The sequence below is a fragment of the Rheinheimera sp. UJ63 genome, from assembly GCF_021568285.1.
In the GTDB taxonomy this organism is placed as follows: Bacteria; Pseudomonadota; Gammaproteobacteria; order Enterobacterales; family Alteromonadaceae; genus Alishewanella; species Alishewanella maricola.
Genome location: NZ_JAKGTQ010000004.1, coordinates 271,571 through 291,524, shown reverse-complemented (window position 1 = coordinate 291,524; position 19,954 = coordinate 271,571). Strand labels below are relative to the sequence as shown.

Sequence of the window (19,954 nt, the reverse complement as noted above, 5' to 3'; positions counted from 1 at the left end):
CATCATAAGTGCCCACACAGATAATTGATTGCGAATTGTTAAAGAGCGTGCTTTGAACTTCAAAGCGGGAGGCGAATTTTACACCTACCAGATTTTAAGTCAAGCGTGAGGATAATTCTTTTTAAAACTTATCATCACACCAGACTCTTGTTACTTCACTTCGCTTTTCGAGGCCTTCATCAGCACCCTGTAGCGAGGCGGCCATTTTAGTGATTTAAACTCTGCTGTCAAGCGTCTTTTTTAAAGATTTTTGCAACTTCGCTTTATCACCTCAGGTTTCGCTGAACTCTCGTTCGCCGCATCCCCCGTGGCATGGCGCGCATTATAGGACCTTTTAAATATCCTGCAAGCGCTTTTTATTAAGGATTTAACTGACTGCTGAAAATCCCAGCAAAACGTTTATTATTAGCGCGATTTTATCGCTACAATCGCTTTTAAACGCTTTTTACCAAAGCCAAAGGCCTTTTGAAAAACCAAATGACTGATTGGGATGTATTGGCGCTCACTATTTGAGAGCCAAGGAATGTCTGCTACATCAGGATCATTAATATAGACGAAGAATTCATCTATGGCACATACCACTACCCAATGCGGTGCCTTGGAGCGATCAAATTGCCAGGTACTGATCAGTACTAACAAGATATAACCCTGATCGAGTAACTGTTGGATCAAAACTAAGTTAGGCTCAACTATAGCTAACGGAATATTCGCAGTAAGCACCTTATTGTGATCGGCATGATAGACACGTTGCATAACCGCTTTCTTATCTGCGGTACGCACCGTATCTAAAAACAACGGCCCTGCTTGATTGACATATATTTTACTGGCGAATCCTCTGCGCTCAGCCGCTAACGCCAAACCATAAGGACCACAACCACCGTGACCTGATGTCATAAATACCGTAGTGGCTTCTCGCCAAATATCAATTTCTAAATGCTCTGGCGTATATTGCTCTGGCATAAAGTAATTAAAAGCCATTAATAGGCAAGCAGGACCACAGGTAAAAGGTGTCGATTGCGGTATATAAGGTACTAAACGCTGATGTGCAATGGCGGGGAAATGGTGGATTTGTTTCTGCATGCATAACGCATCGGTATGATCTTCATAAAAATCAAGTTTGACCCCAAAAGGATGGTAGCCCAGTTTTTGATATAAACGAACAGCCGCCGCATTATCCGGTCGAACTTCTAATCGCATAAAAGCGCAATGCCGTTCTAACGCTCTTTCTTCCGCATCTTTTAATAGTTGCGCAGCAATACCTGTGCCTCGAGCACTGGGTAATAAGGCAATCGAGTAAAGCCGAGCCAAACTTGTGCCTCGCCGATAAAGCAGTAAGTAATAACCGACAATCTCGTTTTTATAACGCGCTATATATAAGTCACTGCGCTTTTCACTGATAAAACGCCGAAAACTGCGCACACTTAGCTTATCAGTGGTAAAACAAGCTTGCTCGATCTCAACCAAGGTCGCAATATCGGTGACTTCTGCTGCACAAATAGCAGATAAAGAAGGTTGAACATGAGCATCTGACAATACGGACTCCTGCTGAGACACGTTAATTCTAATTTTATTAACTAGTATAGTAGCAATATGCCAGATCCTTTCCGATACTTGTGAAAGAACCTAAAATTCAAACAAACTGATGGTGTTATGGCAAAACTGATTATCGTTGTCGACAAACTGCAAGATTGGGCGCCCTTTTATCAATATGATGGCGTAATGAGTTTACCCGACTATTTAAAATGGCGACCAAAGCAAGCACAGCGAGTTAGAGTGATTAACCTATGTCGCCAAGCGCATTATCTCGGTACAGGTTATTACTGCTCGCTCTTAGCAGAAGCCAATAATCACCACGTGATGCCTTCATTAAGAGCTTTTAATAAATTTAATCGACATGAGATTTCAGAGCTTATTGAAGAACTGCCTGGCCAACTGCGCAGTCAACTGGCTAAAGCACTGACGGAGTCGACAGAAGAGCAGCTCACTTTTAATATCTATTTTGGTGAAACAGAACTTAAAGCTTTACGCAAATTTGCCAGCTATCTATTTGAAGCTTTGCCCGTTCCGGTACTTAGGGTTGAGCTACAAAAAAAAGTACAGTGGCAAATTAAGTCAATCAAGATAGGGGCGGTACATAAACTAACGGAAACAGAACAAAGCTTTTTTGCCGAAGTGTTAGAACGCTACAGCCATAAAATATGGCGTTTAGAGCCAAAGAATTTGAAATTCAAATATGATTTGGCTGTGTTAACTAACCCCACTGAGAAATTCCCACCCTGCACACCTAAGTCTTTAGAGTTATTTGCTAAAGCGGCAAAACGCGCGGCAATGGATATCGAACATATTACTGCGAAAGATATGCAGCGATTAGCCGAATTCGATGGTTTATTTATACGCGAAACGACTGCCGTTAATCATCATACCTTTCATATGGCGGTTAAAGCAGAGCGTGAAGGGTTAGCGGTGATTGATGATCCTAACTCGATATTACGCTGTGGTAATAAAGTTTATCTGCAAACTTTATTTCAACAACACAATGTGCCCAGCCCAGATGGCTTAATGTTATTTAAACATGACCACGATAACCTAGAAAAAGCAGCCGATGCTTTGGGTTTACCCTTGGTATTGAAGATCCCAGATGGCAGCTTTTCTCGGGGGGTTGTTAAAGTGTCTACGTTGACTGAATTTAAAGCTCAACTGGCCGCGCTGTTTGAGCAAAGTGCGATTATCTTGGCGCAGCGTTATACTTTTACCGATTTTGATTGGCGTATTGGGGTTTTAAATGGTCAACCGTTGTTTGCCTGTAAATACTTTATGGCAAGGAACCACTGGCAAATCTACAAACATGGTAAGACTAAAACACAAAGTGGTGGCTTTAGTACTTGTGCTATTGCCGACGTGCCGCAGCATGTGCTTGCTGCCGCACTCGCTGCCTGTAAACCTATTGGCGATAGTTTGTATGGTGTTGATTTAAAACAAGCGGGTGAACAAGTGTTTGTAATTGAGGTGAACGATAACCCGAACATTGATGATGGTGTAGAAGATCTTTATCTGGGAAATAAGTTGTACGATATGCTAGTGGAAGATTTTATTCGACGGATTGAATTAACCCGCTAGCCCGTTGAGCAAAGCCTTTTACCAAAAAGGCGAACGCCAAAAAGCAAAAAACCGGCGATAGCCGGTTAATTGGTGCAGATGGAGAGACTCGAACTCTCACGCCTTGTGGGCACAAACACCTGAAGCTTGCGTGTCTACCAATTCCACCACATCTGCGTTATGTTTTGTGCACAGCACCTAACATGGCGTGCAGTATAGCGATTCAAATAAACTAGTCAACTACTCGATTCAACTATTCTGCACGTTTTTTCATGTTCGGTTATTTGCTGAGCAAAGCCTTTATTACTTCGCTTTTTTCAGCAAACCAATCTCTTCCAGCCGCTGCATCAAATAATCATTTGAGTTAATCGGCTCTGGATATAAGTTTGGTCGTTTTTCACTAATGCAGCTGTCTAACGTTTCAATAACAAAGTCAGGATTAGGATGCATAAAAAACGGAATAGAATAACGTGGCTCGCTCGCTGCCATTCCCGCTGGATTAACCACTCGATGTGTTGTCGACGGTAACACATGGTTAGTTAAGCGCTGCAACATATCACCGATATTCACCACTATAGTACCTTCAATGGTGGTAACCGGTAACCAGCTACCATCACGGCGTAAAATCTCTAAACCGGCTTCGTTTGAACCAACGAGCAAAGTGATTAAATTAATATCTTCATGCTGGCCTGCACGGATCGATTGGGTTTCCGTATCTTTAATCGGTGGATAGTGGATAGCTCGTAGAATGGAGTTACCATAATTCACTTTATCTGCAAAATAGTGCTGATCTTGCTGTAGATACAAGGCTAACGCCTCTAATACACGATTACCCAGTTTTTCTAACTCAGTAAATAAGGTTGAAGAGGCTTCTTTAAAGCCAGGTACTTCAGCCGGCCACATATTTGGATATAAACTGGGATGCGGTGCTGCACCATCCAATTCACGACCAACATGCCAAAACTCTTTCAAATCGGGATGATTGGAATCTTTTGCTTTCTCAACACCCACTGCGGTATAACCCCGAGCACCACCTTGTTCAGGTTTGGCATACGAAGCTTTCAGCTCTGTCGGTAAGGCAAAAAATTGCTTGATGACCTTATAGGTATTCTCTACCACTTCATCTGGAATACCGTGGCCACTGATGCCACAAAATCCAAATTCAGTGTAGGCTTTGCCAATTTCGGCAACAAAGTTTTCTTTGTCGGTGGCAAACCGTCTTATATCTAACGTTGGAACATGCTGTGTCATATAAAAGACCTGTTTTTTTAGCCTAAGTAAAAAAAGAACCCTGCAATAGCAGCGCTCATTAAGTTCGCTAATGTTGCCGCAAGCAAAGCTTTTAAGCCTAGCTCAGCAATATCAGCGCGACGAGATGGAGCCATACCGCCCAAACCGCCTAATAAAATGGCAATAGAAGAAAAGTTAGCAAAACCACATAACGCTATCGTTACAATAACTTGCGTATGCGCGCTTAGCTGTTCCTTCACTTGCACAAAGTCGAGGTATGCGACAAATTCATTAATGACCAACTTCTGGCCAATAAAACTACCAGCAGCACGGGCTTCATCCCAAGACACACCCAGAATAAAAGCTAAAGGTTGAAACACATAACCAAAGATTAATTGTAAGGTTAGGCCTTCAACACCTATCCAATTGCCAATACCGCCAACAATGCCGTTTACTAATGCAATTAACCCAACAAAAGCCAACAACATCGCGCCGACATTCAAAGCCAACTGCATACCGCTTGACGCGCCGGATGCCGCGGCATCAATTAAATTGGTATGCGGCTTTTCGCCACCAATTTCTGTCAATTCGTTTTTTGGCTCTTCAGTTTCCGGCAAAATAATTTTTGCCATTAAAAAGCCCCCAGGTGCGGCCATAAAACTAGCTGCAATTAAGTATTTTAATTCAATACCTAAACCTGCATAACCTGCTAATACTGAACCAGCAACGGAAGCTAAGCCCCCTACCATTACGGCGAATAATTCTGAACGGGTCATCGTCGGAATAAAAGGACGCACAATTAATGGTGCTTCGGTTTGACCAACAAAGATGTTCGCTGCGGCTGACATCGATTCCGGCCGACTAGTGCCCAGCAGTTTTTGTAGACCACCACCGATCAAGCGGATCACCCACGTCATAACACCTATGTGATACAGCACCGCGATTAACGATGAGAAAAAGATGATGATGGTGAGCACATGGATCGCGAAGATAAAGCCTTGCGAGAAATTACCCAAGTCGCCAAACAAAAATAGAATGCCGGCATTGGCATAACCAATCACGTTAGCGACCACCTGCGAGACATTGTATAAAACATCTTGTCCAAAAGGCACATACAACACAAAAGCGCCAATAGCTATTTGAATGGCAAAAGCCCCACCTACGGTTCGCCAGTTGATTCTGCTACGATGTGCCGATGCCACATACGCAACCAGTAACAGGGCAACAATGCCCACTAATCCCATCATACGTAATTTCCCTGATTGTTATTCTGCCAGTAACTGGCGAATTTTTGCTTTTATAATATCAATCGCTATCTGATTTTTACCACCACGGGTAACCACCAAGTCGGCATACTGTTTTGAAGGTGCAATAAACTCAAAAAAGGCGGGGCGAACGGTGCTTTCATACTGTTCAGTAACAGAGGCTAGGCTGCGGCCACGATCTTCTAGATCCCTTTTAATTCGACGTAATAAACAGATATCAAGCGGAGTATCCATAAACACCGTGATATCAAACTCATCGCGCAAGCGCTCGTCAGTTAATAATAAAATACCTTCTACTAAAATTACTTTAGCAGCCTGCACTTTAATTGTTTCGTCTAAACGCGTATGAAGCTTGTAACTGTATTGCGGCATGGCGATATTTTGACCGGCCCGCAATAATTTTAAATGTTCTACTAACAGCGAATGTTCAAACGCAGAGGGATGATCATAATTCGTCAGTATACGTTGATCAAAAGACAAATGACTTTGATCACGGTAATAGGCATCTTCAGACAGAATAGCAATACGCTCACCACCTAGTTCAGCTACTAGTTCTTGGTAAACAGTTGATGCAAATAAGCTTTTACCGGAAGCCGAAGCGCCCGCTATGGCGATAATGGTATTCTTACCCACAAGATCACTTACTTTAAAGAAAACAGTTGGCGATTATCGCTAATTACGCTGCAGATATAAATAAAAAACTACTAAAAAAAATGCCAGTCAATTGACTGGCATTTTTAGCATGCAATTAAGCAAACATTAGAAAGTGTACTTCACACCTACTTTTAAACGCCAAGCGGAATCTTGCGTGTAGAAAGTATCCCAGTTGTTGGTGTTGGTAGATGGGTTGCCATACACATATTGACGTGTTGCTGGGTCAATAGTGAATTCAAACAACTCGATAGTACCGAAGTTACTGCCGTATACCTTACCTTTGGTGCTATCCAGTAAGTTCAGGAAGTTATCGATAGTGAAGTAAACTAAACCTTTATGGCCTTCAACTAAACCTGGGATTTCTTGACGGATGCTTAAATCAAGCGTGGTTACCCAAGGCGTGGTGCTGACACCACGTGGTAAATAACCACCGGCGTATTTATCTAAGCCAAGTGTATTGAGGGTGTTGAAGAATGTGGCTTCAGCTGCTGCTGAGGCAAAACGCACATTTGGATCACCTTGAGTTGGGATGTACGGTAACAATGCATCACCAAAGGTACCCGGGCTGATCAAACCATATGGATCTGGCAGACCTGCAACAGCATTACCATCAGCATAATAAGTAATTGGCTTACCTGAACGACGCTCGAAGAACATGTTCACGTTAGTTTTGTAACCGGCGAACAGTTCAGTTTCATAACCGAAGTTAATCACGAAACGGTGCTCAGTTTCAAACGCTGAACGGCCTACGATAGCTTCGTTACGGTTAATTGCGGTGTTGAAACCGTAGTTACTACCGGCAGTTGAACTGGTGCTGGTGTGTGAATCCGTAATATCTTGATTGGTGTAAGACGTAGTTAATGAAACACCACTATCCCACTTTTTAAATAATACCGTGCTGAAGATTTTAGAACGGCCGTCTTTGTCTGCGTTGGTCAGCATTAAGTCGGTCGTTGTGCCATCTGGGTCGTTATAAATGATACGGCCGCCATCCAGCGTTGTACCATCTTCATCACCCGTTAAGCTCGCATCAATCCAGAATGCGGTGTTTTCAGCTTTTTTATACATTACTTCAGCTGTCCACAGAATATTGTCACCAATAATCGGTAGATCGAAGCTGTAATCAGTCGCTAACTGGAAACGCCAATCTGAAGGTAGTTTAAAATTAGGATCGGTGAAGTTAGTGCCTGCGAAACGTGTTGAGTTAGCAACGGTGTTTAACACATTTTGTGGGATCTCAGTGATATTGATGTTAGATAAATCTGCGCCACTTCTTAACGTCACTTCACCAATACCTACACCAGGGTTTGAGTAAGAGTTAGATACCCAAACGGTAGGCTGACCACCAGAGAAACGACCGACACCACCGCGAACCACTAAGTCATCAGCGGCATCCCAAGTAAAACCAAAACGTGGTAACACGATACCCGTGCCATCTAAGTTTTCAGTGTTAGGGAAACCCGTGCGCGCTTCAGACTGGCTGTTAGCTTTAGGTGTGTCACTTGATGCAAGCATCTCATAACGAATACCCATATCTAACACTAATTCTGGTGATACAGCCCATTCATCGTGAACATAAATAGCATGCTCATCACGAGTAAACGCTGCTGCAGCATCAACTGGGTTTAAGCTAGTGGCGTTTTGGTAACGTAAGAAAGAAGCTTGACGATTTGCAAAATCAGCGATACTTGCGAATTGATATTCACCTTTAGTGCGCTGTAAGAACAAGTTATAGATGTCTAAGCTTTTATACTGATAACCGAAATTAATGCTGTGATCACCTAACAAGTAATCGGCATCCATAGCTAAGATTAATGATTCTTTTTTCAGTTCATTTGAGTGACGTGATACATCTGAACCAATAGCAATGTTACCGGTTGGGGTGAAAATGGTGACATCACCGAAATCACCGTATGACGCTTGTGTTGTCGGGTTATCGATATAAGTAATGCTGAACTGGGTGGAGAAATCTGGATTCCAATCTGAGTAGAGTTTAAACGCATAGTTGTTTAACTCTTCTACCCGATCGTACCAGTGAGAAGATAAACGTAATTCACCAGCAAAACCTGAGGTGTTAGACGTACGGTTACCTTTACTGTATTGATAGGTAAAAGCAGCACGATGGTCATTGTTAATGTTCCAGTCTAACTTTAACAAGAACTTTTCGTCGTCAGTGACAGGAGAGATATCCCAAGCACCGGCATCTACACCGTACACATCACGGGCAATTTGTTGAACTTGTAAATACTGAGCATTTGTTGCGTCAGTTTGGTTAGGCGCACCTGAACCTGCTGGGCCCCACTCAATTGGCGTATCCGCTTCATAAAACTCGTAAGACGCGAAGAAGAACAATTTATCTTGAACGATAGCGCCGCCTAAGGTCGCACCATAGGTTGTTTCATCAAAGGCTAACGGAATATCTTGACCACGGTTTTTCGGCGTGCCGGCCAGTTTGTCATTCTGCGTTTCATAGAACAAAGAACCAAACATGTCATTCGCGCCTGACTTGGTCACCGCGTTAATTTTTGCACCTTGGAAACCGCTGTCTTTAGCGTTAAAAGGGGAAACGTCGATAGTAACTTGATCGATAGCATCTAAAGAAATAGGTGAACGTGTCGTTGGGTAACCGTTAGCGTTCAAACCGAAGTCATCGTTTTGCGCAATGCCGTCAACTGAAATGCTGTTAAAACGTGGGTTAGTACCGGCAACGCTTAACTCACCGTCTTTAGACGATAAAACCGCTAATGGGTTGTTACGAACGATATCTTTAATGTCACGGTCAAAACTTGGTGCGTTGGCAATGTCAGCCGCGCCAAAGTAGCTGCTGCTACCTGTGTTATTACCAGTAGAAAGCGCACTGCCTGTAACTGCAATACGTTCAACTTGAGAAGACTCAAGCTGTGCATTTAAACGAAATGTCTCACCTAAGGAAATAAAAATATTTTCGTAAGTTTTTGTACCTTCGTTGCTGGTGATGGTTACAGTGTAAGGGCCGCCAACACGTAAACCAGAACTAGAGAAAGCACCTGAGTCGTTAGACACAGCAACAGAACGAGTACCTGAAGGTACGTGCAGAATTTCTACACGTGCATTAGAAGCAATTTGTCCAGTAGGGCTGACAATATTGCCGCGAATGGCAGAAGATGTATCGGCATAAGCCAAATTACTGACACCCAAGGCGAGTGTCACTGCCAACGCTAAATGTTTAATTTTCATATCGTTTTCACCTGGTAGTTGTGGGTTCTTAGCTAAATCCGATTTAGTTTTGTAAGATTGCTATCAATCTGCTGGCGAGCATAACGGACAAATATGTCATTTTCGTTACGTTTACCAAATTACGGGAACTTTTCTATTGTTCTATTGCCAAAGCAAATCCCGTCATACGATTGTAACATGACTGATTTCTGATGCGAATAATATGAGGCAAAAACGCTCAAAAAATATCTTTTTTTGGCGATTAATTACCGATAAGCGCTTTTCTTCATAAGCTATTCATATTTCTACTGTAAAATTGCTTAACAAATCTTTAGACAACCTCATCACTTCTCGATAGCTTCACTCACTTGGCGAGTCTAACGATAGGCTGTTAATCTTTAGGTAACGTTATGCATATAAATGTAATTAATGTTTTTATTATGGCGATGTTCACTATGCTACCCAGCTCACTCTTAGCACAACAAACGCTGAAAGTTGCCACCTTTAATGTCAGTATGGAAGCCGACAATTATCTGAAAAAGGGTGAAAAAGGCAGCCCAGAGGTATTAATGGATGTGCTCGCCAGCAAAAATCATCCGCAAGTAAAAAACATTGCGGCGATTATTCAGCGCGTCAGGCCTGATATCCTGTTACTCAATGAATTTGACTATATTGCCGATCCTGAGCAAGGCGTGCAGGCGTTTATCAATAATTATCTGCAGCAAGCTCAAGCCGGTAGTAAAGCTATCGATTATCCCTACTTTTATTACCATACCGTTAATACCGGCCAACCCAGCCCTTATGATTTGGATAACAACGGTAAAGCGACTGGGGTTGGCAACGATGCTTGGGGCTTTGGTTTTTATCCCGGACAATATGGCATGGTCTTGTTGTCTAAATACCCTATCGTTACTGAGCAAGTGCGCACATTTCAGCATTTCAAATGGAAAGACATGCCACAACATTTGCCCACGTTACAAGCGGATGGCAAGCCTTGGTATAGTAAAGAAGCTTGGCAAGAGTTTCCGTTATCATCAAAGTCACATTGGGATGTGCCGGTGTTAGTGGGCGGCAAAACGGTGCATTTGCTGATCAGTCACCCTACGCCCCCTGTTTTTGACGGCCCGGAAAATCGCAATGGCAAACGTAATCACGACGAAATTCGCTTCTGGACTGATTATCTATCCGCTGAGACTTCAGGTTATATTTACGATGATCAAGGACAGCTCGGTGGTATTGCACAACAGCAACCCTTTGTGATCTTGGGTGATTTAAATGCCTCAGCCGAAGGCGAAGGGGATGCCTTATTAACCGGCATTGCGGGCTTAACAAGCCACCCGAGCGTTAACAATAGCGTGGTGCCACAAAGTGCAGGTGGGTTAGAGCACAGCCCAGATCGTGAATTTGCGGCAAGTCACACTGCCAGTTGGCGGATGCGTGCTGATTATGTTTTACCATCGAAGCAGGGATTTAACATTAAAGACGCAGGTGTATTTTGGCCCGCAAAAGATACCGCTGATTATTATCTAATTGGCACCCGAGAAGCCAGCTCAGACCATCGTTTAGTCTGGCTGGAACTCGAACTTACCGCGAATTAACGCTTAGCCAACGACAACACATGTACTGTGACTTCTTCTCGGTCATGGTACAAGTGTTTTACTTGTAACTCGTAACCTAAACCGGCCTGCTGTAAAATCTGTTCAAAATCAGCAAGGACTTCTTTGACCGTTTCGTAACGGCGTTTCATCGGCAATTTTAAGTTAAAGATCGTTTCCTGACACCAGCCTTTCACTAACCACGACGCAATTAAAGGAGCAACCCGCTGTGGTTGTTCAATCATGTCGCAAACCAACCAATAGACATTACGTTTCTTCGGTTCAAATTTAAAGCCATCCACCGTCTGGTGTTTAACTTGCCCGGTGTCCATTAATGAATCCGCCATCGGACCGTTATCAATAGCCGTAACCATCATGCTGCGTTTGACTAATTGGTAAGTCCAACCTCCTGGGCTTGCGCCTAAATCTACCGCATTCATGCCCGGCGCTAAACGGGTCTCCCATTCATCGCGCGGAATAAAACTCAAAAACGCTTCTTCTAGTTTTAAGGTACTGCGACTGGGCGCCTCTGCTGGAAACTTTAAGCGTAGAATGCCGTTTTCTAACGGAGAGTTATTCTCTGGGTAAGACAGGCCCAAATAGCCTTCGTTACCTGATATTAAAAACAAATGCAGCACTGCAGCACGCTTTTGCTCTTTGGGTAACATCACGCCCGCTTGGCGTAAAGCTTGACGCAAAGGTACCGTAAATTTACGCGCTAACGTCGACAAGGTTTTACCATCATTGGTATCTGGAAATTCCACCCGTAGCTCACCGCAACTGGTTACTTCTTGAGCTAAAGCGGCTTCTAACACCGGTGCAATACGATCGGTTGCCGGTAAGGTTAAGGGCTCGGCCAATAACAGGATCCATTGACGGATAAAGATAAAGTCACGAAAGTCAAAATCACGATAAAACGCTCGTAAACTGTCTGCGTCGTAAGCCTCGAAAATAACAAAAGCGCTATTGGCTTTTAATTTACAAAAGCCAAAGACGTTAAAGGCTGCTGCCTGATCTTGAATTTCTGCCGCACATTCTTTCTCAAAACCTGCACGACAATAAAGCATTAACTGTTTCATTGATTAATCCCTGCGCCAGTTGGCGATTGCCAAAACCAGCCAGCCTAAAATAAAACTTTGACCGCCTAATGGCGCCAAAGCAGAAAAATAACCGGGTAATTGCAAAGCCCCGGCAAGTAACGTCCAACAAAATAACCAAATTCCCAGCTGCCATAACGCTGCGGTTAAGGCTAATAAGCGACTGCCGGTTTTACTATCTAGTTGCAGCAAAGCTAAGCTATGCAACGCCAGTAATGCCAAGGCAATCACGATACGTGTTGCCGCATCGGGTGGCAGTGCGCTTTGCCATAAATGCATCAGCAAAGCCGCTAAAGCCACCACCGCCGCACCATATAATGCCGCTAAACTACGGCTGAGTTTCATCCAAAATTGCATCAATGTACCTTCGAGTAATGCTAGCCGCTTCAATAATAAGCGAAGCTTGCGACTGACCACTGCTTTTTAACGGTTTAAAATCATGGTCGCCACTGTTTAACCAGTGCAGAACTACGCCAGGCCAATGTTTAGCGGCCACCTCATTTCGCTTGCCAAAAGGGTCGCGTTCGCCTTGCAAAATCACTAAGGGGACAGTCAGTTGACTAAAATGCGCCGTTCGCCAAACACTTTTACCCGGCGCATGAAACGGATAACCATAAACAAAGCAGCCCGCCAACATTGCCGTAGCCTCTGGATCTGCCGCTAACATAGAGGCAATACGCCCTCCCATTGACTTACCCGCAATAAAACAAGGCTGACCATCGCGGGTAAACTGCTGTAATGCCGCCATTAATTCAGGTTGCAACAAAGTGGCTTTGGGCGGCGGCCGTCGACTGCCACCGTCTAGTCGAGTTTGCATATAACCAAAATGAAATAAGCTTACTTCAATTTGCTCTGCAAAGAGCGCTGAACACAGTTGCTGCATAAAGTCGCTGTGACAAGATGCCCCCGCCCCATGTGCTAATAACAACTTTACCGCTGTTTTACTCATCCAGCGCTACCGCATTGGTAAAATGCTGCTCGGTAAAATCGGCTTGCTCGGCCAACACCATATCAAGCATCCATTGACGAAACGCGGCAATTTTCCCCAATTCGGTTTGGCTTTCACGATGCACTAAGTAGTACGAGTCTTTGCTGATCAATACATGATTAAACGGCACAAACAATCGGCCAGAAGTGATGTCGGGTCGCGCTAACACATTATGTGCCAAGGCAACACCTTGACCATGAATAGCAGCCTGCAGCACCATCGACGAGTGACTGAAAATAGGCCCTTGATTCACGTTAAAGTTTTTAAAGCCTTGGCTTGAAAACCACGATTTCCAAGCGCGGCGAGAGCCATCATGCAATAAGTTATGAAAGCGTAAATCGTCTGGCTCAAGTAATGGCTTACTGCCGTTAAGTAACAGCGGTGAACATACCGGTAATAAGTATTCGGTATGCAGCTTTTCGGCCACCAGATTACGCCAATTGCCACGGCCATAATAAATCGCGACATCGACATCATCGGTCAAAGAGCCTTCGTCTAAATCAACCGCTTTAATACGCACATCGATATCAGGGTGCAACTCGCTAAACTGGTTCAAACGCGGCACTAACCATTGAATAGCAAAGCTTGGCTGCAAGCTAACCGTTAACGCGCCTTTGGCACCACGCGCTAACAGCTTTTCAGTGGCGTCGTGTAATTGTAGGAAAATCTCTTTAATGTCTAAAAAATAACTCTGCCCTTCTTCCGTTAAGAGTAAAGAGCGGTTTTTACGCATAAAAAGTTTCAGCCCAAGATGATCTTCAAGCGCTTTAATTTGATGACTAATCGCAGCCTGAGTGACATACATTTCCTCTGCCGCCTTGGTAAAACTAAGATGCCGGGCGGCAGTTTCAAATGCCTTTAAAGCGTTAAGCGGTGGCAGACGGCGAGCCATAAAAATCCATTCATTAATTAGTCATCAGGCAAGTTCACGCTAAGCAGCAATGCGGTTTAGCACGGTGATTACTGCGGTTTGTAGCCTTCAATCTCAACGTCTTGACCCTCAAATAAAAAAGCAATCATTTGCTCTTCTAACAGTTTACGGTGTTCAACGTTCATCATATTTAATTTTTTTTCGTTAATCAGCATCACTTGCTTGGTTTGCCATTGCGCCCAGGCTTCTTTACTGATGTTATCAAAGACTCTTTTGCCTAATTCACCTGGGTAGAACTGAAAATCTAAACCCGGTGCTTCTTTTTTCAAAAACTGACAATAAACCGTACGACTCATAAACTCATTTCCTTAATCAGGCGAATACACAGCGAGTTGCTGCAGCAGTTGTTTTGCCGGAGCAGACAAGCCAACCTCAGGTATGGGGTCTATTGTAAACCAAGTTGCTGTAGATTGCTCCTGTACCATTGCGGGTAAGCGCTCAAGCTTGAGCAGTATGGGTTGGATCCATAAATGAAAATGGCTAAAAGTATGCCGAAACCCGGCCAACTCATGCTGTGGCATTGCGGCTAAACCTTGCAGTGCAAGATACTCATCACGTAACTCGGCACTGTTAAACTCTAGAAAACCAAATAAGCCGCCCCACAAACCACTAGCTGGGCGCTGCAACATATAAACTTGCTGCTGATGTTGTAATAGCAACCAAAAACTTTGCTTCTCGGGTATGGTTTTTTTCGGTTTTTTGCCCGGATACAAGGCTTGATCACCTTGTAATGCCGCCAAACAATGTCGTTGCAGTGGGCACTCGGCGCAGCGAGGTTTACTGCGACTACAAAGTGAGGCGCCCAAATCCATCATACCCTGGTTAAATTCAGCAAAAGTGTCGGCTGGGGTCAATTGCTCTGCCAACTGCCAAAGTTGTTGCTCTACCTGTTTTTGTCCTGGCCAGCCGGCAATACCGGCGAAACGCGCTAAGACTCTTTTACAGTTACCATCTAAAATGGGGTAATGCTGACCCAGCGCCAGCGATAAGATGGCGCCCGCCGTAGAACGCCCAATGCCAGGCAATGCAACAATCTGCTCGAAATCAGTAGGGAATTGCCCCGCATGCGCGATAACAATTTCAACCGCCGCTTTATGCAGATTGCGGGCTCGAGCGTAATAACCTAAGCCAGTCCACAGATGTAACACTTCGTCAATCGGCGCTTGCGCCAAGCTTTGAATATCAGGGAAACGCTGCACAAAACGTTCAAAATACGGGATCACCGTTGCTACCTGTGTTTGTTGCAACATCACTTCCGATAGCCAGGTTTTATAAGGGCTTTTTTGCACTTGCCATGGCAAGTTATTGCGACCATGTTGCCGTTGCCAATGCACCAATTGCTCGGCAAACCACGTTGCGTACTGCACTATTTATTCTCCTCAAAACCGCTTGCTATGCGCCGCCTAATTATGCTGCGGCGCAGTGTAGCAGATCAGCGCTATTTTATTAGGTTGAGCTTGAAGGCTATTCCAAGGATAATACGCCCCCATTTAGTGTACGGAGCAAAAAATGAGCACAGAGGACAACAACGCGCAGCGCGAGCAAAATGCATCGCCATCAACTGAAACCCCCTATCTGCGACGGATCCGCTCTTTTGTGCTGCGTGAAGGCCGCCTAACTAAAGGTCAGCAACATGCTCTAGATAACTATTGGTCAGAATACGGCATTGATTATCAACCCAGTTTACTTGACCTTGACCAAGTGTTTGCGCGCTCAGCGCCACGAGTACTTGAAATCGGTTTTGGTATGGGTAAATCGCTGGTGGCGATGGCGCAAGCGGCGACCGATCATGATTTTATCGGCATTGAAGTGCATCGGCCTGGTGTGGGCGCTTGTTTATCAGAAGCGGTAACACAACAAGTTAAAAACTTAAAAGTATTTGAGCATGATGCGGTAGAGGTTTTAGCGCATATGATCCCAGAGCAAAGCCTGGATACCGTGCAGCTGTTTTTCCCCGATCCATGGCATAAAAAACGCCATCACAAGCGTCGCATTGTTCAAGCTGAATTCGTGCAAGCACTGCGCAGTAAACTGAAAATAGGTGGCGTGTTTCATATGGCCACCGATTGGGAAAACTACGCTGAGCATATGCTTGAAGTCATGCAACATGCCGAGGGATTTACTAATTTATCGGCGAGCAATAACTATGTCGAGCGACCAGAACATCGCCCGCTGACCAAATTTGAACAACGTGGGCAGAAACTTGGGCATGGTGTTTGGGATCTTATGTTTAAAAGGATAAGTTAATGCTTGCTAACACCAGTCAGCTGATTTTACGTAACCTCGCCGATTTAACTGGCGCTGTTCTTTTTGTTGAGCCTGAAGCCGACCTACTGTCGCATCAGTTGCACGAACTGTCTTCGTTCAGCTGTTTTACCACTGATGCGGCGGTCAATCATCAATGGCAACGCGCAGCTAAAAACGTTTACTTTAGCGCCGAGCCGAAGTTTACAGAACAATTTAATACCGTGGTGCTTTTCTACCCCAAAAGCAAAGAGCAACTGGCGGGCACCCTGCAATTAATTAGCGGCGCTTTAGCCGCGGACGCACAGCTATTCTTAGTGGGTGATAATAAAGGCGGTATTAAAAGTCTGGTCACGCACGCCGAGAAATTGGGTTTGCATGCGCACAAATTAGATAATGCCAAGCATTGTTTATGGTTTTCATTAAGCGGGGCGCTTGATTCTCTTCCTGCAAACCGGCTAAGTGAGTTCTCACTTACCTTAGCTAATAGCCCCCTTAAGGTGTGTTCGCTACCCGGCGTGTTTAATCATGGCAAACTGGATAAAGGCACGGCATTGCTACTTGAACATGTAGCGCATATTCAAGATGGCATGGTGCTCGACTTTGCTTGTGGTGCCGGCATTATTGGTGCCTATTTAAAACAGCAGGCACCGGCCATTGAATTATACTGCTCTGACATCTCCGCGTTAGCCGTAAAGGCAACGGTTGCGACGTTAAAAGCGAATGGTTTAAAAGGCGAAGTGGTCGCGGCAGATGGTTTGCCGGCACAGCCCTTAACCTTTAAACATATTGTCAGCAACCCGCCGTTTCATACTGGGATTAAAACCGATTACAGCATCAGCGAAGCCTTGATCAGTCAAAGCGTACAACGCCTGCAAAAAGGCGGAACGCTGACGGTAGTGGCCAATAACCACTTAGCTTATCAGCAACTGTTTGAACAAGCCTTTGGTAAAGTTAACGTTCTGGCGAAACGCCATGGTTTTGTGATATACCAAGTGGTAAAGCATTAATTTAAAGGTTAATTATGCCGATTGGAGCACGATTATTGTTACTGTTACTCTTAGCCTGCAGCGCCGAGTTATCGGCTGAGCAGGTTAAGAGTTGCTTACAGTCCAGTTTGCGTACTACCGCCTGCCCACATCAAATTTATCGAGCCGTGCAATTGCCCGATGTGAATAAAATGGCGGTACGCTGTATTTGCGTAACCGATTTTAGCCCACTGCTCGCCCCCGCAACGACACCTGAAGCGCGACTTGCTCAACTACGTTTAAAGCAGCAATTACAAAGCGATTTACCGATTGAGGTTGAAGCGATATTACAAGTGTTACGACGTGAACGTTAAGCCGGTAACAGCACCAGACGATTAGCAAAACCCCCTAAGTGCTCTTCTGGCTGTTGCATTAAAACTGGCACGAGATACAGCTCGTTCTTATCAACCCAAAAAATAGCATTTTGCGTAAACAATCTCCCAAGTGCAATCGCTTGGACTTTATCGCACAACACCATCCAACTTCTTTCTTCAAAGGAACGATCTGGGGCCGAGCCGATAACCGAGCGATACGCTAAGCCGGTTTGCTGCAGCTGTGCTTGCAGTTGTTTATCCAGCAAGCGGTTGTACACGGCTGGTGCATTTACTCCTGCGGGGTTTTGTGCACTGACAATGGCAAAGCTAAGATGCGTGGCTAAACGTTGATGACATAAAAAGATACTGTTTTTGTAATGTTGCCACAGTTCCATCATCACGCTCCTTACTGATTGCTCGTGATTACTATAAACCGCGAAAATAATTTTTCCAGTAACTCTTTGCAAAAAGCCAATATATGTTTAGCATCAAACGCTAGTTTAGTGTGTCAACAAGGAAGTCCTGCCTACAATATGACAGTTAAAGCCCGAGCCACCTCAATGAAAGCCGCTTTAATTTGGTTAGTCATGCTGATTTGTAGCATTACGTTGGCGTTAACCTTGTTTCTGACGAATTATCTGGATTACCTGCGACAAAACACGCAACAACAAAACCAATTCAGTTCCTTGCTCAACATTATTGCGGTGAATGCCCAATCCAGTTTACAGAGCCATAATCCAGAACGAGAAGAACAACGCCTAAAAGCGTTAAACTCGATACCAATGATTAAATATGTCCATATTTATCAATGGGATGCCACTGAGAACAAACTCAATTTTTTTGCCAGTTTTAATAAAGCAGATAGCGCTGCTTTGCCATCCCAACAGCATCGAGTCGAACACTTAACCACGCTAGCGGTTAATGATGATTTAATGGAACAAAGCAAAGCCATCATGCTTAATAACAACTTGCTTGGTTATGTTTATTTAAGAGCCAGCCGCCAAGAACTGTTAAGCTCGCAGCGCCAGCAAACACTGATAAACCTGCTGATTGCCGCCATGGCGCTGATGTTATGCTTTTTTCTGGCATTTAAGCTTTTAAAATACTTTACCAAACCTATTAATACCTTATTGGCATTAGTGCATCAGGTCGCACGCAGTAAAGACTACAGTGTGCGTGCCCCAGCCACCGAATTAACCGAGTTTAATCAGCTAAACCGGGCCTTTAATACCATGATGGATCGTATTGAAAATGAGCTGCACAAACGCGAACACGCCGAGCAAGAAATTAAACAATTAAACCAAAACCTCGAGCAGACAGTGACTGAGCGTACTCTGGCATTAAAAACCTCCAATCAAGAGTTATTGAACACCCTCGCAACCTTACATAAATATCAAACGCAAATTGTCGAAACCGAGAAAATGGCCAGTCTCGGGCAAATGGTGGCGGGCATTGCCCATGAAGTGAATACCCCTATCGGGCTAGGCGTGACCGCGTCAACCTTAATGCAAGATCGTATTCAAGATATCGAACGGGCTTTTGCCGATAAAAAACTCACGGCTAATCAGTTAGAACGCTTTTTGGCTGATAGCAAAGAAAACCTTGGCATCATTTATCGAAATTTAGAACGAGCGGCCGGTTTGATCAGCAGCTTTAAACAGGTAGCGGTAGATCAGTCCAACGAAAATCAGCGGCGTTTTAATTTAAAACAGCTGATCAATGAGGTGTTATTGTCATTAAGACCTCATTTGAAAAAAACACCGCATCAACTGACGGTGCAATGTCCAGACGACTTATTTATTATCAGCAAACCTGGGCCCATCAACCAAATCTTAATTAACCTGATTATGAACAGTCTTATTCATGCTTACGAGCCTACTAGCCAAGGCCATATTCTGATCAGTGCCGAGCAGCGCCAAAATCGCTGTTACTTGTGTTACAAAGATGATGGTAAAGGTGTGCCTGAGCATATTCGTAAACGTATTTTTGATCCCTTTGTTACCACTAAGCGCGGAGAGGGGGGCAGCGGTTTGGGTATGCACTTGGTCTACAACCTTGTTACTCAAGCTTTAAATGGCAATATTTACCTGGATAGTCAATTAGGAAACGGCGTAACAATTGATATCGACTTCCCCACCAGCGCACAGCCGCTGAATAAGTAATTTCATTAACGATTGAATTATATAGACTTAGTCATACTCTAATCGGCAGTATCGGCAAATGTTAACAAAAATCTTGTTAACATTTGCCGTTTTACGCTATAATTAGCACTAATTTGACAACACAACGTCAAGTTTCCTGCATTTAAAAACTTAAC

18 protein-coding genes and 1 tRNA gene are annotated in these 19,954 nt (G+C 44.2%); 6 read left to right on the top strand and 13 right to left on the bottom strand.

What is annotated here, in order from left to right:
* Positions 1–405: 405 nt before the first annotated feature.
* Positions 406–1,533 (bottom strand): GNAT family N-acetyltransferase/peptidase C39 family protein, encoded by a 1,128-nt coding sequence (locus L1N97_RS13335; RefSeq protein ID WP_236130122.1) that lies wholly within the window; start codon positions 1,531–1,533, stop codon positions 406–408.
* Between the two features lie 117 nt (positions 1,534–1,650).
* Here L1N97_RS13335 and L1N97_RS13330 point away from each other — a divergent pair, with 117 nt between their 5' ends.
* Positions 1,651–3,117 (top strand): RimK family protein, encoded by a 1,467-nt coding sequence (locus L1N97_RS13330; protein ID WP_236130121.1) that lies wholly within the window; start codon positions 1,651–1,653, stop codon positions 3,115–3,117.
* Between the two features lie 70 nt (positions 3,118–3,187).
* Here the strand turns inward: L1N97_RS13330 and L1N97_RS13325 are convergent.
* The 5 genes from L1N97_RS13325 to L1N97_RS13305 all read right to left on the bottom strand — a co-directional run bounded on the left by L1N97_RS13325 (position 3,188) and on the right by L1N97_RS13305 (position 9,461).
* Positions 3,188–3,273: transfer RNA gene (locus L1N97_RS13325), tRNA-Leu, on the bottom strand.
* Positions 3,274–3,399: 126 nt separating this feature from the next.
* On the bottom strand, positions 3,400–4,347 hold the full coding sequence (locus L1N97_RS13320) for an isopenicillin N synthase family dioxygenase (RefSeq protein ID WP_236130120.1): 948 nt from the start codon (positions 4,345–4,347) through the stop codon (positions 3,400–3,402).
* A 17-nt stretch (positions 4,348–4,364) separates the two neighbouring features.
* The gene (locus tag L1N97_RS13315) at positions 4,365–5,573 is read right to left on the bottom strand and encodes a NupC/NupG family nucleoside CNT transporter (RefSeq protein WP_236130119.1); all 1,209 of its coding nucleotides are present in this window, start codon (positions 5,571–5,573) and stop codon (positions 4,365–4,367) included.
* An 18-nt stretch (positions 5,574–5,591) separates the two neighbouring features.
* On the bottom strand, positions 5,592–6,224 hold the full coding sequence (gene udk / locus L1N97_RS13310; RefSeq protein WP_226752304.1) for a uridine kinase: 633 nt from the start codon (positions 6,222–6,224) through the stop codon (positions 5,592–5,594).
* Between the two features lie 126 nt (positions 6,225–6,350).
* Positions 6,351–9,461: a TonB-dependent receptor gene (locus L1N97_RS13305; RefSeq protein WP_236130118.1), complete on the bottom strand. Its 3,111-nt coding sequence runs from the start codon at positions 9,459–9,461 to the stop codon at positions 6,351–6,353.
* A 389-nt stretch (positions 9,462–9,850) separates the two neighbouring features.
* On the opposite strand from L1N97_RS13305, the gene L1N97_RS13300 reads away from it, so the two are divergent.
* Positions 9,851–11,038 (top strand): endonuclease/exonuclease/phosphatase family protein, encoded by a 1,188-nt coding sequence (locus tag L1N97_RS13300; protein ID WP_236130117.1) that lies wholly within the window; start codon positions 9,851–9,853, stop codon positions 11,036–11,038.
* Here L1N97_RS13300 and rlmM read toward each other — a convergent pair.
* The 6 genes from rlmM to mutY all read right to left on the bottom strand — a co-directional run bounded on the left by rlmM (position 11,035) and on the right by mutY (position 15,418).
* The gene (gene rlmM / locus L1N97_RS13295) at positions 11,035–12,114 is read right to left on the bottom strand and encodes a 23S rRNA (cytidine(2498)-2'-O)-methyltransferase RlmM (RefSeq protein WP_236130116.1); all 1,080 of its coding nucleotides are present in this window, start codon (positions 12,112–12,114) and stop codon (positions 11,035–11,037) included. The genes L1N97_RS13300 and rlmM overlap by 4 nt on opposite strands.
* A gap of 3 nt (positions 12,115–12,117) precedes the next feature.
* Positions 12,118–12,489 (bottom strand): DUF423 domain-containing protein, encoded by a 372-nt coding sequence (locus L1N97_RS13290; protein WP_236130115.1) that lies wholly within the window; start codon positions 12,487–12,489, stop codon positions 12,118–12,120.
* Positions 12,461–13,081, bottom strand: a complete 621-nt coding sequence (locus L1N97_RS13285; RefSeq protein WP_236130114.1) for an alpha/beta family hydrolase — start codon at positions 13,079–13,081, stop codon at positions 12,461–12,463. Before L1N97_RS13285 ends, L1N97_RS13290 begins: the two co-directional genes overlap by 29 nt.
* On the bottom strand, positions 13,074–14,012 hold the full coding sequence (locus L1N97_RS13280; RefSeq protein WP_226752298.1) for a transcriptional regulator GcvA: 939 nt from the start codon (positions 14,010–14,012) through the stop codon (positions 13,074–13,076). Before L1N97_RS13280 ends, L1N97_RS13285 begins: the two co-directional genes overlap by 8 nt.
* A 68-nt stretch (positions 14,013–14,080) precedes the next feature.
* Positions 14,081–14,347 carry an oxidative damage protection protein gene (locus L1N97_RS13275; protein ID WP_236130113.1) on the bottom strand — a complete coding sequence of 89 codons (267 nt, stop codon included), beginning with the start codon at positions 14,345–14,347 and terminating at the stop codon, positions 14,081–14,083.
* Positions 14,348–14,359: 12 nt separating this feature from the next.
* Positions 14,360–15,418 (bottom strand): A/G-specific adenine glycosylase, encoded by a 1,059-nt coding sequence (gene mutY / locus L1N97_RS13270; RefSeq protein WP_236130112.1) that lies wholly within the window; start codon positions 15,416–15,418, stop codon positions 14,360–14,362.
* 142 nt (positions 15,419–15,560) lie between these two features.
* Here mutY and trmB point away from each other — a divergent pair, with 142 nt between their 5' ends.
* From trmB to L1N97_RS13255, 3 genes are read left to right on the top strand one after another with little or no spacing between them, the layout of a single operon-like run.
* On the top strand, positions 15,561–16,298 hold the full coding sequence (gene trmB / locus L1N97_RS13265; protein ID WP_236130111.1) for a tRNA (guanosine(46)-N7)-methyltransferase TrmB: 738 nt from the start codon (positions 15,561–15,563) through the stop codon (positions 16,296–16,298).
* The gene (locus L1N97_RS13260) at positions 16,298–17,305 is read left to right on the top strand and encodes a methyltransferase (RefSeq protein ID WP_236130110.1); all 1,008 of its coding nucleotides are present in this window, start codon (positions 16,298–16,300) and stop codon (positions 17,303–17,305) included. Before trmB ends, L1N97_RS13260 begins: the two co-directional genes overlap by 1 nt.
* Positions 17,306–17,319: 14 nt before the next feature.
* A complete protein-coding gene (locus L1N97_RS13255; protein ID WP_229586446.1) occupies positions 17,320–17,637 on the top strand; it encodes a hypothetical protein in 318 nt (105 codons plus the stop codon).
* On the opposite strand, the gene L1N97_RS13250 is transcribed toward L1N97_RS13255, so the two are convergent.
* Entirely contained in the window at positions 17,634–18,035 is a 402-nt protein-coding gene (locus L1N97_RS13250) for a DUF3293 domain-containing protein (protein ID WP_226752292.1), read from the bottom strand. The genes L1N97_RS13255 and L1N97_RS13250 overlap by 4 nt on opposite strands.
* Before the next feature lie 135 nt (positions 18,036–18,170).
* Between L1N97_RS13250 and L1N97_RS13245 the strand changes: the two genes are divergently transcribed.
* Positions 18,171–19,799 carry a sensor histidine kinase gene (locus L1N97_RS13245; protein ID WP_236130109.1) on the top strand — a complete coding sequence of 543 codons (1,629 nt, stop codon included), beginning with the start codon at positions 18,171–18,173 and terminating at the stop codon, positions 19,797–19,799.
* Positions 19,800–19,954 lie beyond the last annotated feature (155 nt).

Excerpts from the sequence above, each read along its gene's own strand:
- L1N97_RS13330 (WP_236130121.1), top strand. The coding sequence starts at position 1,651 with ATGGCAAAACTGATTATCGTTGTCGACAAACTGCAAGATTGGGCGCCC.
- L1N97_RS13320 (WP_236130120.1), bottom strand. The coding sequence starts at position 4,347 with ATGACACAGCATGTTCCAACGTTAGATATAAGACGGTTTGCCACCGAC.
- L1N97_RS13315 (WP_236130119.1), bottom strand. The coding sequence starts at position 5,573 with ATGATGGGATTAGTGGGCATTGTTGCCCTGTTACTGGTTGCGTATGTG.
- L1N97_RS13305 (WP_236130118.1), bottom strand. The coding sequence starts at position 9,461 with ATGAAAATTAAACATTTAGCGTTGGCAGTGACACTCGCCTTGGGTGTC.
- L1N97_RS13300 (WP_236130117.1), top strand. The coding sequence starts at position 9,851 with ATGCATATAAATGTAATTAATGTTTTTATTATGGCGATGTTCACTATG.
- rlmM (WP_236130116.1), bottom strand. The coding sequence starts at position 12,114 with ATGAAACAGTTAATGCTTTATTGTCGTGCAGGTTTTGAGAAAGAATGT.
- L1N97_RS13290 (WP_236130115.1), bottom strand. The coding sequence starts at position 12,489 with ATGCAATTTTGGATGAAACTCAGCCGTAGTTTAGCGGCATTATATGGT.
- L1N97_RS13285 (WP_236130114.1), bottom strand. The coding sequence starts at position 13,081 with ATGAGTAAAACAGCGGTAAAGTTGTTATTAGCACATGGGGCGGGGGCA.
- L1N97_RS13280 (WP_226752298.1), bottom strand. The coding sequence starts at position 14,012 with ATGGCTCGCCGTCTGCCACCGCTTAACGCTTTAAAGGCATTTGAAACT.
- L1N97_RS13275 (WP_236130113.1), bottom strand. The coding sequence starts at position 14,347 with ATGAGTCGTACGGTTTATTGTCAGTTTTTGAAAAAAGAAGCACCGGGT.
- trmB (WP_236130111.1), top strand. The coding sequence starts at position 15,561 with ATGAGCACAGAGGACAACAACGCGCAGCGCGAGCAAAATGCATCGCCA.
- L1N97_RS13260 (WP_236130110.1), top strand. The coding sequence starts at position 16,298 with ATGCTTGCTAACACCAGTCAGCTGATTTTACGTAACCTCGCCGATTTA.
- L1N97_RS13255 (WP_229586446.1), top strand. The coding sequence starts at position 17,320 with ATGCCGATTGGAGCACGATTATTGTTACTGTTACTCTTAGCCTGCAGC.
- L1N97_RS13250 (WP_226752292.1), bottom strand. The coding sequence starts at position 18,035 with ATGATGGAACTGTGGCAACATTACAAAAACAGTATCTTTTTATGTCAT.
- L1N97_RS13245 (WP_236130109.1), top strand. The coding sequence starts at position 18,171 with ATGACAGTTAAAGCCCGAGCCACCTCAATGAAAGCCGCTTTAATTTGG.